This window comes from Nonomuraea sp. NPDC050451, assembly GCF_044458585.1.
On sequence record NZ_JBITHZ010000024.1, the window covers coordinates 157914 to 173014 of the forward strand.

20 protein-coding genes are annotated in these 15101 nt (G+C 70.0%); 11 read left to right on the forward strand and 9 right to left on the reverse strand.

Going from position 1 to position 15101, the window contains the following annotated elements; all coding sequences use genetic code 11:
- The first annotated feature begins 10 nt into the window (after positions 1-10).
- From ACIBI9_RS45890 to ACIBI9_RS45900, 3 genes are read left to right on the forward strand one after another with little or no spacing between them, the layout of a single operon-like run.
- The gene (locus tag ACIBI9_RS45890) at positions 11-418 is read left to right on the forward strand and encodes a roadblock/LC7 domain-containing protein (protein WP_397232487.1); all 408 of its coding nucleotides are present in this window, start codon (positions 11-13) and stop codon (positions 416-418) included.
- Positions 415-777: a DUF742 domain-containing protein gene (locus tag ACIBI9_RS45895; protein WP_394494897.1), complete on the forward strand. Its 363-nt coding sequence runs from the start codon at positions 415-417 to the stop codon at positions 775-777. Before ACIBI9_RS45890 ends, ACIBI9_RS45895 begins: the two co-directional genes overlap by 4 nt.
- The gene (locus tag ACIBI9_RS45900) at positions 758-1330 is read left to right on the forward strand and encodes an ATP/GTP-binding protein (protein WP_185069805.1); all 573 of its coding nucleotides are present in this window, start codon (positions 758-760) and stop codon (positions 1328-1330) included. The genes ACIBI9_RS45895 and ACIBI9_RS45900 overlap by 20 nt, the downstream gene beginning before the upstream one ends.
- Here ACIBI9_RS45900 and ACIBI9_RS45905 read toward each other — a convergent pair.
- From ACIBI9_RS45905 to ACIBI9_RS45930, 6 genes are all read right to left on the reverse strand, one after another.
- A complete protein-coding gene (locus ACIBI9_RS45905) occupies positions 1327-1704 on the reverse strand; it encodes a DUF742 domain-containing protein (protein WP_363977211.1) in 378 nt (125 codons plus the stop codon). The two genes, ACIBI9_RS45900 and ACIBI9_RS45905, sit on opposite strands and share 4 nt — an antisense overlap.
- Positions 1701-4049, reverse strand: coding sequence for a nitrate- and nitrite sensing domain-containing protein (locus ACIBI9_RS45910; protein ID WP_397232490.1), 2349 nt, complete (start codon positions 4047-4049; stop codon positions 1701-1703). The genes ACIBI9_RS45905 and ACIBI9_RS45910 overlap by 4 nt, the downstream gene beginning before the upstream one ends.
- A gap of 56 nt (positions 4050-4105) precedes the next feature.
- Complete coding sequence (locus tag ACIBI9_RS45915) at positions 4106-4792, reverse strand: DUF998 domain-containing protein (protein WP_397232492.1); 687 nt, start codon at positions 4790-4792, stop codon at positions 4106-4108.
- An 82-nt stretch (positions 4793-4874) separates the two neighbouring features.
- Complete coding sequence (locus ACIBI9_RS45920; protein ID WP_397232494.1) at positions 4875-5246, reverse strand: VOC family protein; 372 nt, start codon at positions 5244-5246, stop codon at positions 4875-4877.
- A gap of 16 nt (positions 5247-5262) precedes the next feature.
- Positions 5263-5640, reverse strand: a complete 378-nt coding sequence (locus ACIBI9_RS45925) for a VOC family protein (RefSeq protein ID WP_397232496.1) — start codon at positions 5638-5640, stop codon at positions 5263-5265.
- Positions 5641-5778: 138 nt separating this feature from the next.
- Positions 5779-6903 carry a S1 family peptidase gene (locus ACIBI9_RS45930; protein ID WP_397232498.1) on the reverse strand — a complete coding sequence of 375 codons (1125 nt, stop codon included), beginning with the start codon at positions 6901-6903 and terminating at the stop codon, positions 5779-5781.
- A 181-nt stretch (positions 6904-7084) separates the two neighbouring features.
- On the opposite strand from ACIBI9_RS45930, the gene ACIBI9_RS45935 reads away from it, so the two are divergent.
- Complete coding sequence (locus ACIBI9_RS45935; protein ID WP_397232500.1) at positions 7085-7573, forward strand: hypothetical protein; 489 nt, start codon at positions 7085-7087, stop codon at positions 7571-7573.
- A gap of 12 nt (positions 7574-7585) precedes the next feature.
- Here ACIBI9_RS45935 and ACIBI9_RS45940 read toward each other — a convergent pair whose 3' ends face one another.
- Positions 7586-7918, reverse strand: coding sequence for a winged helix-turn-helix transcriptional regulator (locus tag ACIBI9_RS45940; protein ID WP_394494884.1), 333 nt, complete (start codon positions 7916-7918; stop codon positions 7586-7588).
- 87 nt (positions 7919-8005) lie between these two features.
- On the opposite strand from ACIBI9_RS45940, the gene ACIBI9_RS45945 reads away from it, so the two are divergent.
- Positions 8006-8578: an NADPH-dependent FMN reductase gene (locus ACIBI9_RS45945; RefSeq protein ID WP_397232502.1), complete on the forward strand. Its 573-nt coding sequence runs from the start codon at positions 8006-8008 to the stop codon at positions 8576-8578.
- A 15-nt stretch (positions 8579-8593) separates the two neighbouring features.
- On the forward strand, positions 8594-9874 hold the full coding sequence (locus ACIBI9_RS45950) for a TIGR04013 family B12-binding domain/radical SAM domain-containing protein (RefSeq protein WP_397232504.1): 1281 nt from the start codon (positions 8594-8596) through the stop codon (positions 9872-9874).
- Here the strand turns inward: ACIBI9_RS45950 and ACIBI9_RS45955 are convergent.
- Positions 9871-10104, reverse strand: a complete 234-nt coding sequence (locus ACIBI9_RS45955; protein ID WP_397232506.1) for a hypothetical protein — start codon at positions 10102-10104, stop codon at positions 9871-9873. The genes ACIBI9_RS45950 and ACIBI9_RS45955 overlap by 4 nt on opposite strands.
- Positions 10105-10148: 44 nt before the next feature.
- Positions 10149-10658 carry a VOC family protein gene (locus ACIBI9_RS45960; RefSeq protein WP_397232508.1) on the reverse strand — a complete coding sequence of 170 codons (510 nt, stop codon included), beginning with the start codon at positions 10656-10658 and terminating at the stop codon, positions 10149-10151.
- A gap of 63 nt (positions 10659-10721) precedes the next feature.
- Between ACIBI9_RS45960 and ACIBI9_RS45965 the strand changes: the two genes are divergently transcribed.
- From ACIBI9_RS45965 to ACIBI9_RS45985, 5 genes are all read left to right on the forward strand, one after another.
- The gene (locus tag ACIBI9_RS45965) at positions 10722-11171 is read left to right on the forward strand and encodes a MarR family transcriptional regulator (RefSeq protein ID WP_350732538.1); all 450 of its coding nucleotides are present in this window, start codon (positions 10722-10724) and stop codon (positions 11169-11171) included.
- Between the two features lie 60 nt (positions 11172-11231).
- A complete protein-coding gene (locus ACIBI9_RS45970; protein ID WP_349453729.1) occupies positions 11232-11420 on the forward strand; it encodes a hypothetical protein in 189 nt (62 codons plus the stop codon).
- 29 nt (positions 11421-11449) lie between these two features.
- On the forward strand, positions 11450-12595 hold the full coding sequence (gene xylA, locus ACIBI9_RS45975; protein WP_397232510.1) for a xylose isomerase: 1146 nt from the start codon (positions 11450-11452) through the stop codon (positions 12593-12595).
- Positions 12592-13995 (forward strand): xylulokinase, encoded by a 1404-nt coding sequence (xylB, locus tag ACIBI9_RS45980; protein ID WP_397232512.1) that lies wholly within the window; start codon positions 12592-12594, stop codon positions 13993-13995. Before xylA ends, xylB begins: the two co-directional genes overlap by 4 nt.
- A 160-nt stretch (positions 13996-14155) precedes the next feature.
- Complete coding sequence (locus ACIBI9_RS45985; RefSeq protein ID WP_397232514.1) at positions 14156-14866, forward strand: hypothetical protein; 711 nt, start codon at positions 14156-14158, stop codon at positions 14864-14866.
- Positions 14867-15101 lie beyond the last annotated feature (235 nt).

A 15101-nucleotide genomic window follows, 5' to 3' on the forward strand; every position in this document is an offset into this window, starting at 1 on the left:
AGGGGGATGCATGACTTCGCCGACCACCAACACCGGTGAGCTCAACTGGCTGCTGGACGATCTTGCCACCAGGGTCGCCGCGGTGCGCCAGGCCGTCATCTTGTCGACCGACGGCCTCGCGGTGGGTTACTCGAAAGGTTTGACCCGGGAGGACGCCGAGCATCTGTCGGCGGTGGCGGCCGGGTTCCAGAGCCTGGCCCGTGGCACCGGACGCCATTTCGGCGGCGGCGACGTGCGTCAGACCATTGTGGAGATGGAGTCCGCCTTCCTGTTCGTGACGGCGGCGGGACAGGGAACGTGCCTGGCCGTGATCGCCGATGCGAACGTGGACGTCGGCCACATCGCCTACGAGATGGCGATGCTGGTCAAGCGGGTGGGCCAGCACATCACCACCAATCCGCGCGCTGGAGCGTCATGAGCGATAGCCCGCAGTGGTTCGATGAGGACGCGGGGCCCGTCGTCCGGCCCTATGCTCTCATCCGCGGCCGTACGCGTTCCTCAGGGGACACGTTCGACCTCGTGGCAACCGTGCGCGCCATCGGCGACCCGCCTGGCGAGCTCGGCCCCGAACAGCAACTCATCCTGCGGGCAGCACGTAATCCGATCTCGGTGGCCGACCTGGCCGTCGAGCTCGACCTGCCCGTCGGCGTCGTCCGGGTCCTGCTGGGCGACATGCGTGACCACGGCCTCATCTCGGTGTCGTCGCCCTCATCCGGAGGGTCGCGGTCGAATGAGCGCATTCTCAAGGAAGTGATCAATGGACTCCGTGCTCTCTGAGGACCCCGTCGCGCTGAAGATTCTCATCGCAGGGGGGTTCGGCGTCGGCAAGACCACACTGGTCGGGGCGGTCAGCGAGATCAAGCCGCTGCGCACGGAAGAGGTGCTCTCCGACCGTGGGATCGGAATCGACGACCTCGACGGCGTGGAGGCCAAGAACACCACGACCGTGGCGATGGACTTCGGCCGCATCACGATCCGCGACGGGCTGGTCGTCTACCTGTTCGGGACGCCCGGGCAGGAGCGGTTCTGGTTCATGTGGGACGAGCTGTCCTACGGCGCGCTCGGCGCCGTCGTGATCGCGGACACGCGGCGGCTGACCGACTGCTTCCCGTCCGTCGACTACTTCGAGCAGCGCGGCACGCCGTTCGTGGTGGCCGTCAACTGCTTCGACGGGGCGGCGCGGCACAGCGTCGAGGACGTGCGCATCGCGCTCGACCTGGACGACGACGTGCCGGTCATGCTGTGCGACGTGCGGCGGCGCACCTCCGCCAAGGAAGTCATGATCGCCCTCGTGGAGCACTCCCTGCGGACGCTGACCTCAGCGAACTAGAGCGCCCTGAGGCCGTTGATCACCTCGCGGAGCAGGCTCTCCGTGGGCGTCGCGGCCTTGTCGCGCGGCGGGCGCACCGTGACCAGTCCGTGGTCGAGCAGGTCGCCCAGCAGCACTCTCACGACGCCGACGGGCAGGCCCAGATCCGAGGCGACCTCGGCGACGGGCCTGGTCTGACCTGCCACGACGCCCAGCAACCGCCGGTGCTGAGCGCTGAGCTCCGCCTTGGCCGGGACGGGCAGCCCCGTCCCGGCGACGGTCGCCAGCAGGTCGAGCGCGTTGGAGGAAGTGGGCCTGGTACGCCCACGCGCGACCGCGTACGGCCGCACGACGGGACCCGCCTCCTCATCGACCCACTCGTGCTCGCCGCTCACGATTGAGATCCCCCATCCTGGTCACTGGCGTCCTGCCGCCCGCGTTGCCAGCCCGACTGGAGCGAGGAGAGCAGCGCCCTGGTCTCCTCTGGTGAGCGCTCCTCGGCCGGTGGCGCCGGTGGCGGCGTCTGCTTGAGCCGCTGCGGCAGGCCCGTCTGCCGCTCGCGCTGCGGCAAGCCGGTCTCCCTCTGTCGCTCGCGCTGCGGCAGCCCCGTCTCCCGCTGGCGCTGTGGCAACCCGGTCTCCCTCTGCCGCTGACGGCGCGGCAGGTCGGGCTCCTGTGGCTGCTGCGGCAGGGCCACCGGGCCGCTGCCTGTCTGTTGCTGGGGCACGGCCACGGGGCCGCTGCCGCCCGTCTGCTGGCTCCGCTTGCTGGTACGGACCCGGCGCGGCAGCTCACCCGGCCCCGTGGGCTCCTGCCGGACCACCGAGACCGACACGGACTCGAACGCCAGCGGCTGCACCGGGGTCGCCATGGGCTCCACCAGGGAGCCGGGCACGAGCACGATGGCGGTGGTGCCGCCGTACGGCGAGGGCTTGAGCGTCACCTTGATGCCGTGCCTGGCCGCGAGCATGCCGACCACCGCGAAGCCCAGCCGTTCGGTCTGGGAGGGGTCGAACTCCTGCGGGCTGGCCAGGCGCGCGTTGATGCCCCTGCGGGCGGCCTCGTCCATGCCCAGGCCGCGGTCCTCGATCTCGACGGCGAAGCCCCTGCCGACCATCTCGCCGCGTACGGAGACCTCGTTGCTGGGCGAGGAGAAGGAGGCCGCGTTCTCGATCAGCTCGGCGAACAGGTGCATGAGGTCGGCCACCGCCGCGCCCGAGACGCCGCACTCGGTCATCGGGTAGACGCGTACCCGGGTGTACTCCTCGACCTGGGCCGCCGCGCCGCTCAGCACGTCCTCGATCGGGATGACGCCGCGCCACCTGCGGCCCGCCGCGCCGCCCGAGAGCAGCACCAGGCCCTCGGCGTGGCGGCGCATGCGGGTGGTCAGGTGGTCGAGCCTGAACAGGCGCTCCAGCGCCTCCGGGTCCTCCGTCTGGCGCTGCATCTCGTCGAGCATCTTGAGCTGGCGCTGCAGCAGCGACTGGCTGCGCCTGGCGAGGTTGCGCAGCGCCTGCGACACGCCCTCGCGCAGCCTGGCCTGCTCGACGGCCGCGTCCACGGCCGTGCTCTGCACGCTGTCGAACGCCGTGGCCAGGTCGGTGACCTCGCTGGTCGAGCCGCGGCCCACCGTGATGGGCGGCGCCTCGGTGGCGATGTCCACGCTCTCGCCCTTGCGCAGCTTCGTCACGACGTCCGGCAGCCTGATCTCGGCCAGGTCCAGCGCGGTACGGCGCAGCGTCCGCATCTCGCGGGTGAGCCTGCGGCCGACCCTGATCGAGATGACGATGGAGAAGATGACGGCGATGAGGCCGAGCGCGCCCGCGATGGCGGCCCGCACCACGATGCCCACGCCTGCGGGCTCCATCCTGGCCAGCAGCTTGTCGCCGGTGCGCCAGACGGCGTCGCGGAATTCCTTCTGCACCTGCTCGGACACGCCCCGCCACAGCTCGACGTCCACCGGCTGGCCGGAGACGTAGCTCTCCAGCAGGTTCTCCATGGTGCCGTAGCGCGGGGAGTAGTACAGCTTCTCGAACGGGGCCCGCAGCTCGGTGTCGAGGTTGGCCAGGGCCTTGGGGAACAGGTACGTCCTGGTGTTGTCCAGGCCGGCCAGCAGGTGGAGGTCGGAGTGCATGGTCATCCGGCCGTTCCCGGCGACGATCAGCGCGTGCTCCCGGCTCAGCAGCTCGCGTACCTCGTCAGCGGCGATCAGGCCCTGCGCCTGGAGTGCCATCTGGAGGTCGGTGCTGACCATCATCCTGGAGTACAGCAGGTGGATCTCGTCGGAGACCTTCGCGTACTCGGTGACGAGGGTGCCGGGGGTGAGCTTGCGGTCGTCCACCTTGCGGCGGATGTCCGGGATCCGGTTGATCGCCTCGAAGACGTTCTGGAGCTGGGTCTTCATGTCCTGCGAGAGCGCCGACTGCACGTCCTCCGACATGGCGCGCTCGCGCAGCGTCTTGCGGTTGTTGTCGACCTTGGCCCGCGCCTTGTTCAGCGCGTCGGGGTCCGTGACCGAGCCCGCGATCCGCTCGGCGGAGGCCAGACGCTCGGTCTGGAGGTTGGAGATCAGGCCGTCGGCGTTGTTGATGACGCCCGTCCAGATCGTCTCGACCTTGAGCAGGTTGAGCGCGTCTCCCGACGTGGTGCTCGCGGCGAAGCCCCAGAGTGCGACCAGGGAGACCAAGGGGATGACGAGCAGCGTCGAGATCTTGAATCTGATGGATCTGCCCGATGCCATGACACCTGCTCCCGGATAGAAGATCGCGGGAGAGAATAGCATCGAAACAGGTGGTTTTAAGATCGACTTGCGATAAATCTGTGATATGTCAGGAAATTCGCACGTTGCGCACCGGCCCGCCCACTGACCGGACGCCAGGTCAGCCACGCCAGCCACGCGGCCAGCACGCCCAGCAACGTCACCTCAGCGCCCAGCAGCAACCGCTCGACGAGGCCGATCATCACCCGCTCGCCGGGCAGGGCCACGTACGTGATCGCCAGCAGCCCGAACCCGCCGGCCAGGGTCACCCACTCCACCACCCGCGCCACGGGCTTCCAGCGGGCGTCTGAGCCCAGCCGGGGCACCATCAGCGCGCCGGCGGCGGGCAGGCTCACGAACGCCGCGACGGACACGTACCGGTGGATCTGTGCCGCGAGGTCGAGATCCGCCCCGAGGGGCGTGGTCGGGACCAGGGAAGCCACCACCAGAGCCCCGGACCACACCCCCAGCAACCACTGAGGCATCCCCCGCACCGGCGCCCCGGCCGCCCGCAACCCCAGGAGCAGCGCCAGGGACCCCAACCCGAGCACCGCCATGGCGACCTCCGTGACGCCCCCGCGGTCGGACACGGCGTATTCGCTGACGGTCACGTTCATGGGGTCGAGCTGAGGGTCGGGCCCGAACTGCCCGACCAGCACGGCGACCGCCGAGAACAGGATCGCGGCGCAGGCGATCAGCGGGGAGAGCCTCTTCACTGCGGTCATGAGGCAACTCTCCCTCTGGGACCAGCCCCCTCACATCCGGCCCCATCCCCGACCCGACCCTGACGCGACCCTGAGGAGAGGGTTATGGCTGGATGACCGACAGGACGTTGCCCGCGGGGTCCGTGAACCAGGCGATGGGCGGGCCGCCCTCGGCGCGGACAATGCCCTTCGCGTCCTGGGGGAAACCCTCGTAGCGCTCGAAACGCACCCCCCGCCCCGTCAGCTCGTCCACCGCCTTGTCGATGTCCTCGACCGGGAAGTTGAGGATCGTGAACGTGGCCGGGGTGTGGTTCTCCTTCGGGTAGACCAGGATGTCGGTGCCCCCCGCGATGTGGAGCGTCAACATCCCGTGCTCCTCCGATACGCGCAGTCCCAGGGTCTCCCCGTAGAACTGCCCGGCCGCCGCTATGTCGTTCACCGAGAAACCGCTGAACGCCTTCGTCGTCCCGAACATGATCGCCTCCCCGACGTCACATGCCTGCCCGATGGGCCTCGCTGAGCTGGATGATCTGGACGTAGTTGCCGTCCGGGTCGATCGCGGTGGCGAACAGGCTGCCGTCGCGGTCCTCGAGCTCCGCCAGCCACGTCACGCCCGCACTGTCCATGCGAGCGGCGACCGCACGGGCGTCGGCCACGTCGAAGTTCAGGATCACCCTGCCGGGCTCGGGATTCTTGTCCGACACGTCCGTCCGCGTGTCGATGAACAGGTAGATCTCGCCGAACTTGAGCACCCCGTACCCGCCGACGTCGGAGTTGTCCTCCGGGTCGAGGGCGTTGACGTACCAGGTGCGCAGACGCTCGGGGTTCGTGCTGGCGAGCAGCAGGCTGCCGAGAACGGGTCGCCTCATCGCGAGCTCCTCCGATGGTGTTGACGTGCTTTCCATCAGACAGACCGGACGGGGCGCGAGAACTCATCGCCGCGGGGCAAAAAAGTTCCGCGCGGCATGCCCAGCCGGGCGTGCCGCGCGGAGTTTCGGTGCCGCAGGTCAGCCTGTGCGGAGAGTGAGCCCGTAGACGCTCAGGATCTCGTTGACGGGCTGGTGGTACGTGGTCCCGCCGACGGAGCAGTTGCCCGAGCCGCCCGAGGTGACACCCTGGGCCTGGCTGCCCGAGATGAACGAGCCGCCCGAGTCGCCGGGCTCGGCGCAGGCGCTCGTGCGGGTCAGGCCGGTGACGGTGCCCTGCGGGTACCTGACGGTGGCGTTGTGCTGCTGGATGGTGCCGCAGCGCCAGCCGGTGGTCGAACCGGAGCGGCAGATGGACGCGCCCACCGCGGCCTGGGTGGAGCCGCGGACGATCACGTTCGCGCCGCCGGAGCCGCGTACCCAGGGCTGCGGGGTGTTGCCGGGAGCGGCGACCCACGCGTAGTCGTTACCCGGGAAGGAGGCGCCCTGGAAGGTGCCTGTCGGGTTGGTGGTCGTGTTGGCCACCCGGCAGTGCCCGGCGGTGACGAAACCGGGGGTGCTGCCCCTGGTGACGGAGAAGCCGACGCTGCAGCGGCTGGAGCCGATGTAGAACGGCGCACCGCCGATGATGTTGATGAGCGGCACGGGCCGCTCGGCGGTCGCCGACACGCTGACCGCGCTCCTGTCCACGCCCGCGGCCTTGGCCAGGGCCTCAGCGGCCTCCACCGTGGGCGCCTGGATGGCGACGCTGTTGGTCTTCACGTCCACGAACCAGAGCGCCGCCCCGGCCTGGGCACGCCTCGACGCCCGGTCGATCTGCTGCACGATCCCGTCGAGCTGGGCGAGCGAGCGCCCGACCACGACCGGCTCGGCGCCCTGCGCCTGGATGGTGGCGGTGGCGTTCGGGTCGGTGGTGGCGACCAGGAGCTTGGAGGCGTCGTCGTTCAGCCAGGCGCCGCCGAACGACGCGCCGAGCTGGGAGGTGAGCGTGGCCTGTGTGGCCGCGGCGCGTTCCTCGTTGGCCAGCCGGGCGTTGACCTGCTGCTCGGAGAGTCCCAGGTCCCGTTCGAGCGCGTCGACGACGGACGGGGGAAGGGACGGGGAGGCGGATTGAGGCGCCGGGTCAGCTGCTGCGGGGCTGAGGGGGGCGGCCAGGCAGGCGGCGAGGATGACGCCGCCCACCAACGCACAGCGTTTACTCAACATGTGCACTCCTCGGGTGGGGGTGCTGTCAAGCTAACGGTTGCTTAGGCGCCTGCCAGCATGCCAAAGAGTCTCTATTTCGGTGTTATGGGGGCTTTTTGGACACGGGCCATGGGCCGATTTATCGCCTAAAAGGTGAGCGGCCTGGTAGGTCGGTATGGTCCCGTGGCTGGAGGTGTTCTCTGTGCGAAATGGTGTTCGTCATCTGCTCGGCGCCGGCGCAGGACTGCTGGCCACCCCGCTCATTGCAACCGGTTTCATCGTGGGGATCGAGCGTTATCGCCACACGGCGGCCATGACCGTCGACTGGGTCACGCTGGCCGTGTACGTCGGCACGGTGGTCCTCATCGGGGTCCTGGCCGGGTCGAGGATCTCACCACTCGCGTCGTTGCTGCCCGGCCTGGCCTTCCTCGGTTTCATCGGAGCGGCGCTGGTGCGCATCGCCCTGGGCGGTGACCACCGGATGGGGTTCGACGACGTGCCGAGCCAGTTTCTCGAGGGCTACACGGCCCTGCTCTACACCTGGTCGCTCCCCACGGGGTGCATCCTGCTGACCGCCTCGCTCTTCCCCTCGCGCTGGCGGGCGGCCAGGACCGACCCGCCCCCGCCGCCTGCGCAGGAGGCCCCGGAGCCGCCGCCGCTGCCCAAGCGGATCCCGTCCTCCCGCTACTGAGGCGCTGGGCCGCTAAGCGGACTTGGCCTCCGGCAGCGGGATCCACTTGTGCGCCCACGTCACCAGCTCGTCCAGCACCGGCCGCAACTCCTGCCCCATCTCGGTCAGGTGGTATTCGACGCGCACCGGCGACGTGGGCAGCACGCGGCGCTCGATGAGCCCGGCGCCCTCCAGCTCGCGCAGCCGCCGGGCCAGCATCGTGTCGTTGATGCCGGGGATGGCCGCCTTGAGGTCGGCGTACCGGTGGGCGCCCTTGAAGATCATGTGGATCACCGCGCCCGACCATCGGGCGCCGATCAGCTCTAAGGCGATGTGGAAGCGCACGCAGACCGAATTGAGACTCATGCCACAAATCCTACCAGCGTTTGCTCAGAAACATGTAGTAGCTCAATAATGTTGAGTAGCTACACCGTCTGAGTGAAGGAGCACGTCATGGGCAAGCCGGTCCTGCAGATCGTCGTCGCCAGCACCCGTCCCGGCCGCGCAGGGCGTCCCATCGCCGAGTGGTTCCACGGCAAGGCCGTGGAGTCGGGACTGTTCGAGGTCGAGCTGATCGACCTGGCGGAGGTCGCGCTGCCGTTCCTGGACGAGCCCAACCACCCCCGGCTCAAGCAGTACGTGAACGCGCACACCAAGGAGTGGAGCGCCACCGTCGAGCGGGGCGACGCGTACGTGTTCGTGACCCCCGAGTACAACCACAGCTTCAACGCCGTGCTGAAGAACGCCCTCGACTACCTGCACCACGAGTGGCAGCACAAGGCGGCCGGGTTCGTCAGCTACGGCGGCGTCTCCGGCGGCACCCGCGCCGCCAACAGCCTGCGCCAGGTCACCAGCACGCTGAGGATGATCCCGGTGCTCGAGGCGGTGAACATCCCGTTCCACACGCAGTTCCTCGGCGAGGACGGCAAGGTGCACGCCAACGACGTCATGGACTCCGCCGCCGACGCCATGCTCGCCGAGCTGGCCAGGCTGACCGGCGCGCTGCGCTCGATGCGCGCCGCCTGAGCTACGCTGCCGGACGTGGCACTGGCTGTATGTGTGGTGGTCCGTTACCGCAAGGCGGTGACGTACGGCGTGCACGCGCTGCTCGCCGCGCTGGAGACCGCCGGGGTGGAGCACGAGCTGAGACTCGGCACCACCCCTGAGGAGACCGCCGAGCACATCACGGCCAGCCGGGCCGACCGCGTGCTCGTGCTCTGGTCGTTCTACTCGCCCGACGCCGAGGCCATGGCGGCCGAGCTGGCCACGGTCAGATCGCTGAGCGGCGGCCGGGGGCTGCACATCGCGGGCGGCGTGCACGCCACGGCCGAGCCGCAGCAGGTCATCGACGCGGGCTGGGACCTGGCGGGCATCGGCGAGGGCGAGTCCACGATCATCTCCCTCGTCCGGGCGCTCCAGCAGGACGAGCCGCTCAGCTCGGTGCCGGGGCTGGCGATCAAGGACGCCGACGGCGTCGCCCTGCGCACCAGGCCGGCGCCGCAGCTGCCGCTCGACGCGTACCCCTCCTTCGTGGGCAGGAACGGGCCGATCGAGATCACCCGCGGCTGCCGCTACACCTGCCGCTTCTGCCAGACGCCGTTCATGTTCGGCGGGCAGTTCCGCCACCGCTCGGTCGCCAGCGTGCGCGAGCACGTGCGCGGGATGGTCGACAGGGGCCTGCGCGACATCCGCTTCATCACGCCGACCTCGCTCTCGTACGGCTCCCCCGGGCCCGATCCCGACCTGGACAAGGTGGAGGAGCTGCTGGCCGGGGTCAAGGAGGAGCTGCCACCGCGCGGCAGGGTGTTCTTCGGGAGCTTCCCTTCGGAGGTACGGCCCGAGCACGTCACCCCCGAGGCCATGCGCATGCTCAAGCGCTACGTGGCCAACGACAACCTGATCATCGGCGCCCAGTCCGGCTCTGACAAGGTGCTGGCCGCCTCGGGGCGCGGCCACGACACCTCACCTGTGCGCGACGCCGTCAGGATCGCGGTCGAGCACGGCTTCCGGCCCAACGTCGACTTCATCTTCGGCATGCCGGGCGAGACCGAGGAGGACCAGGAGCAGTCGCTGAAGCTCGCCTCCGACCTGGCCGAGCTGGGGGCGCGCATCCACACCCACACGTTCATGCCGCTGCCGGGCACGCCGTGGCGGGACGCCGAGCCCGCGTTCATCCCGCTGGCGACCATGAGCGAGCTGGACCGGCTGGCGCAGCGCGGCGACGCCTACGGGCACTGGCGCAAGCAGGCCGAACACGCCATACGGCTGGCCGAGACGGCCAAGGCCTACCCTCGGCGGGCACGGCGCCGGCGCACCGGCTAGTGGTCGTCGTCGTCGAAGGTGTGCAGCACCCGCTCGAACGCGTCGCTGACGGGACGCAGCGCCTGCGCGAACGCGTTGACCAGCGGACCGAAGATCTCCGTCATCTCGGTCATGAAATCGGGACTCTTGGTTTCGGGAGGCGACCAGCGCATGGCGTCGGCGCTCAGCGTCTCCCACTCGTCGACGACGCCGTCGATGGCGTCGAGCACATGGTCAGGATCGCTTGGCATGACCGTTCCTCGTGGAAGAAGGGTCGTATCACAACTACGGTACTTCAGACCGGGATGGACACGCCCACTCCGCCTCGGGTCTGAGCGCCGTACCTCTCCTTGTCGGCGGCCAGGTCGAGCGGGCGGATGCTGGAGCGCGCGGCGAGGACCTCGTCGGTGATCAGCGACGCCGGCACCAGCCACGACACCTCGAACTCCAGCCCGTCGGGGTCCTTCGCATACAGCGCCTTGGTGGTGCCGTGGTCGGACGAGCCGACCAGCGCGCCGAGCTCGCTCAGCTTGACCGCGACCCGCTCCAGCTCGTCGAGGGTGTCGACCTCCCACGCCAGGTGGTAGAGGCCCACGGACGTCCTGCCGGCCGGGGACGGGTCGGCGTCGGGGCCGATCTGGAACAGGCCCAGGTCGTGGTCGTTCGTCGAGCCGGGGGCCTGCAGGAAGGCGGCGCCCGGCATGCCCATCACGACGTCGAAGCCGAGGGCCTCGCGGTAAAAGGCGACGCTGCGCTCCACGTCTCGGACGTAAAGGACCGCGTGGTTGAGTCGCTGAACAGGCATGGTGTGCCCCTTTCCGTGCGGAGTCCCGTCTCAAGTATATGAGCGTTCAACTAAATTGGGACCGTGACGAGATGGCTGGATGCGGACGAACAGCACACCTGGCGGAACTTCCTGGCGGCGACCCAGCTCATCAATGAGGCGCTCGACCGCCAGCTCCAGCGGGACGCGAGCATGCCGCACACGTACTACATGATCCTCGTGGCGCTCTCCGAGGCGCCCGGGCGGTCGATGCGGATGAGCGAGCTGGCCGCCAGGGCGCAGAGCTCGCAGAGCCGTCTGTCGCACGCCGTGGCGCGCCTGGAGGAGCGCGGGTGGGTCCGCCGCGAGCGCTGCCCCGACGACGGGCGCGGCAGCTTCGCGGTGCTCACGGACGCCGGGTTCGCCGCGCTGGCCGCCGCCGCGCCTGGACACGTCGAGGAGGTACGGCGGAGCCTCTTCGACGTGCTGACGCCCGAGCAGGTGCGCCGGCTCGACGAGATTTGCGTCGCAGTGCGGAACACGCTGGAGGGGTAGCGAGCGAACTGTCGTGCCGAGGCCGTAGGTTTCTCCGGGTACCCGAACAAGGAGAGGCCGATGCACGACACCGAAGAGGCGCTGTTCAGGGCGGTCCACGGCATCGCGGGGCGGTTCGCCGGCCAGCCCGTGCCCGTGGTGATGGAGGCGTTGCTGCGCCACCTGCCCAAGGCTCCGGGCCTCGAGGTGGCGGAAATTCGCAAGATCGCCGAGGAGATCAGCGTGGGACGCGATCCCTCGGGCTTGTGAACAGCTGATCGCCAGGGGAGCATCGAGACATGTACGAGCCAACCCCTGAAGATCGATTCACGTTCGGTCTGTGGACGGTCGGCTGGCAGGCGCGCGATCCGTTCGGGGACGCCTCGCGGGCGCCGCTCGATCCGGTGGAGAGCGTGCATCGGCTTGCCGAGCTCGGGGCCTACGGCGTCACCTTCCACGACGACGACCTGCTGGCCGTCCAACCAGATCGCGACCGGGTGATCACGGCCTTCAGGAAAGCGCTTGCCGAGACCGGGCTCAAAGTGCCCATGGCGACCACCAACCTGTTCACCCACCCCGTCTTCCGCGACGGCGCCTTCACCAGCAACGACCGTGACGTGCGGCGATACGCCCTGCGCAAGGTCATGCGCAACCTCGACCTGGCCGCCTCGCTGGGCGCCACCACGTACGTGTGCTGGGGCGGCAGGGAGGGGTCCGAGTCCGACGCGGCCAAGGACGTACGCGCGGCCCTCGGGCGCTACAAGGAGGCCATCGACCTGCTCTGCGGCTATGTGCGCGAGCGCGGCTACGACATCCGGTTCGCCATCGAGCCCAAGCCGAACGAGCCGCGCGGCGACATCCTGCTGCCCACGATCGGCCACGCGCTGGCGTTCATCGGCGAGCTGGAGCACCCGGAGATGGTGGGCCTCAATCCCGAGGTCGGCCACGAGCAGATGGCCGGCCTCAACTTCGTGCACGGCATCGCCCAGGCGCTGTGGCACGGCAAGCTCTTCCACATCGACCTCAACGGCCAGCACGGCCCGCGGTTCGACCAGGACCTGGTCTTCGGCCACGGCGACGTGATGAGCGCGTTCTTCCTGGTGGACCTGCTGGAGCACGGCGGCTACGACGGGCCGCGGCACTTCGACTACAAGCCGCTGCGTACGGAGGACGCTTCGGACGTGTGGGTGTCGGCCGCCGCGAACATGCGTACGTACCTGATCCTGCGGGAGAAGGCACGCGCCTTCAGGGCCGACCCCGAGGTGCGCGACGCCCTGCGGGCCTCCCGCGTCGAGGAGCTCGGCCTGCCCACGCTCAACCGCGGTGAGACGCTGGCCGATCTCGCTTCCGACGACTTCGATCCGGACGTCGCCGCCGCGCGCGGATACCATTTCACACATCTCAACCAGCTTGCGCTGGAGCACTTGTTAGGAGTTCGTGGGTGACGCTGGTCGCTGGGGTCGATTCCTCGACGCAGAGTTGCAAGGTCGTCATTCGTGACGCGGAGACGGGCGCGCTGGTCCGGCAGGGCCGAGCGCCGCATCCCGACGGCACGGAGGTGCATCCGTCGCACTGGTGGGACGCGTTGCTGCGGGCCATCGAGGAGGCCGGCGGGTTGGACGACGTGCTCGCCATCAGTGTGGGCGGGCAGCAGCATGGCATGGTCTGCCTGGACGAGTCCGGAAATGTCGTACGTGACGCCCTGTTGTGGAACGACACCCGCTCCGCCCAGGCCGCCACCGACCTGGTCGCGGAGCTGGGCGGGCCGGAGGCCTGGGCCACCGCTGTCGGGTCGGTGCCGGTCGCCTCGTTCACGGTGACCAAGCTGCGCTGGCTGGCCGAGCACGAGCCGGACAACGCGGCCCGTACGGCGGCCGTCTGCCTGCCGCACGACTGGCTCTCCTGGCGCCTGGCCGGCGCGTTCGCCTCGGGGATCTTCTCCGCCGACTCCCCGGTGCCGCCGCTCGACCAGCTCGCCACGGACCGGGGGGACGCCTCGGGCACGGGCTACTGGTCGCCGTCGACGGGCGCGTACCGGACGGATCTGCTGAAGCTGGCGTTCGGCTCGATCCCCCTGCTGCCCCGGGTGCTGGGGCCGGCCGAAGCGGCGTACGAAGGGGGCGCGGCGCTGATCGCCCCCGGCACGGGCGACAACATGGCGGCGGCGCTCGGCGTGGGCGCCCGTCCCGGCGACGTCGTGGTGTCGCTGGGCACCTCCGGCACCGCGTTCGCGGTCGCGGAGTCGCCCAGCGCCGACCCGACGGGCGCGGTGGCCGGTTTCGCCGACGCGACGGGACGGTTCCTGCCGCTGGTGTGCACGCTCAACGCCGCCCGCGTCATGGACGCCGCCGCCCGCATCGTCGGGGTGAGCCTCGACGCTCTGAGCGATCTGGCCCTCCAGGCCCCGCCGGGGGCGGACGGGCTGACGCTGGTGCCGTACCTGGAGGGTGAGCGCACCCCCAACCGCCCGACCGCGACGGGCTCCGTCCACGGGCTGACCCTGGCCACCTCGACCCCCGCCCATCTGGCGCGGGCGGCCATCGAGGGCATGCTGTGCGGCCTCGCCGACGCCCTCGACGCGCTGGGCACGAAGCCGGAGCGGGTGCTGCTGATCGGCGGCGCGGCCCGCTCCGAGGCGGTCCGCCGCATCGCCCCGACGATCTTCGGCGTCCCGATCACGGTGCCGCCGCCGGCCGAGTACGTCGCCAACGGGGCCGCGTACCAGGCCGCCACGCTGGTCACCACGCCGGACTGGCGGTCGGAGGAGACGGAGACGTACGAAGGGGACGCCGTCCCCTCGATCCGCGACCGCTACGCCCGCGCCACCACCCACATCCTCGACTGACCTTCGCTGTTCGGTCGCCTTCCCCGCCGTCGGCGGGAAGGCGACCCGCCCGGCCACCGGCGGGGAAGACGGCCTGCCCGGTGCCCCTGACTTTCGACAGGGGCACCGGTTGACCATCGGCCGATGACTCGCCCACCTCACCGGCGCCAGGCTCGCCCCTATGAATACCCCCTTCCCCGGACGATGGATCGGCGGCGTGACGCTCATCATGGGGCCGGTGATCATGTGCGCCGGATACCTGCTGCGTTACCTGAGCACGGTCACCGCCCTCACCCCTCAGCAGCAGGCCTGGGCCGAGGCACAGCCCTTCGCCGCCTACGGCCAGCTCCTCGCCTACACGTCGGCACCCGCCCTGCTCACCCTCTCCTACGCGGTCTTCGCCCTGGGGGCGCTGCTGCTCTTCCCCGCCTTCGTCGCCCTGGCCCAGCAGGTGGGCGGCCAGCTCGCCTACTGGGGCGCCACGCTGCTGGTCATCGGCCTCTTCGCCCGCCTGTACTTCGCCGGCGCCGACCAGACCGCCTTCCAGCTCACCGACGTCATCGGGCTGGACCAGGCGACGAGCGCGATCATGAAGGAGTACGTCGACATCTCCTACGGACCGTGGCGGGTACCGGTCTGGGCCTCGGTCGGCCAGTACGCGGGCTCGCTCCTCCTGGCCATCGCCGCCTGGCGCTCGGGCCTCTTCGGCACCGCCCGCGCCTTGATGCTGCTGTTCGCGGGAGGCACCTGGATGGGCGTGCTGAAGGGCGCCTCCATCCCCGACGTGCTGGTCACCGGCCTGCTCTGCGTGGCCCTCGTCCCACTGGGCACCCAGTTGCTCCGTGACCGGCTGCCCGCCACGACCGGCCGGCCGAAGGCGCTGAGCTGGTGAGTCAGGGCCTTCGGAGATGCCAGACGATCAAGGCGGGAATGTCCTGATAGGCCACCGCCGCCGCTTCGGGACACCACCGCTGCGCGAGAGGACCACCGTGCCCGCCGGCCCCACCGAGGTTCGTGGCAGGCCACGATCTGCAGCCCCCCTCGTGAACGGCGCCGGCCTCAGCACCGCCAAGGAACGCGTGAGTCGCGATGTGCCTGAGGCGGCGTACCGAGTTGTCGGTCGGACG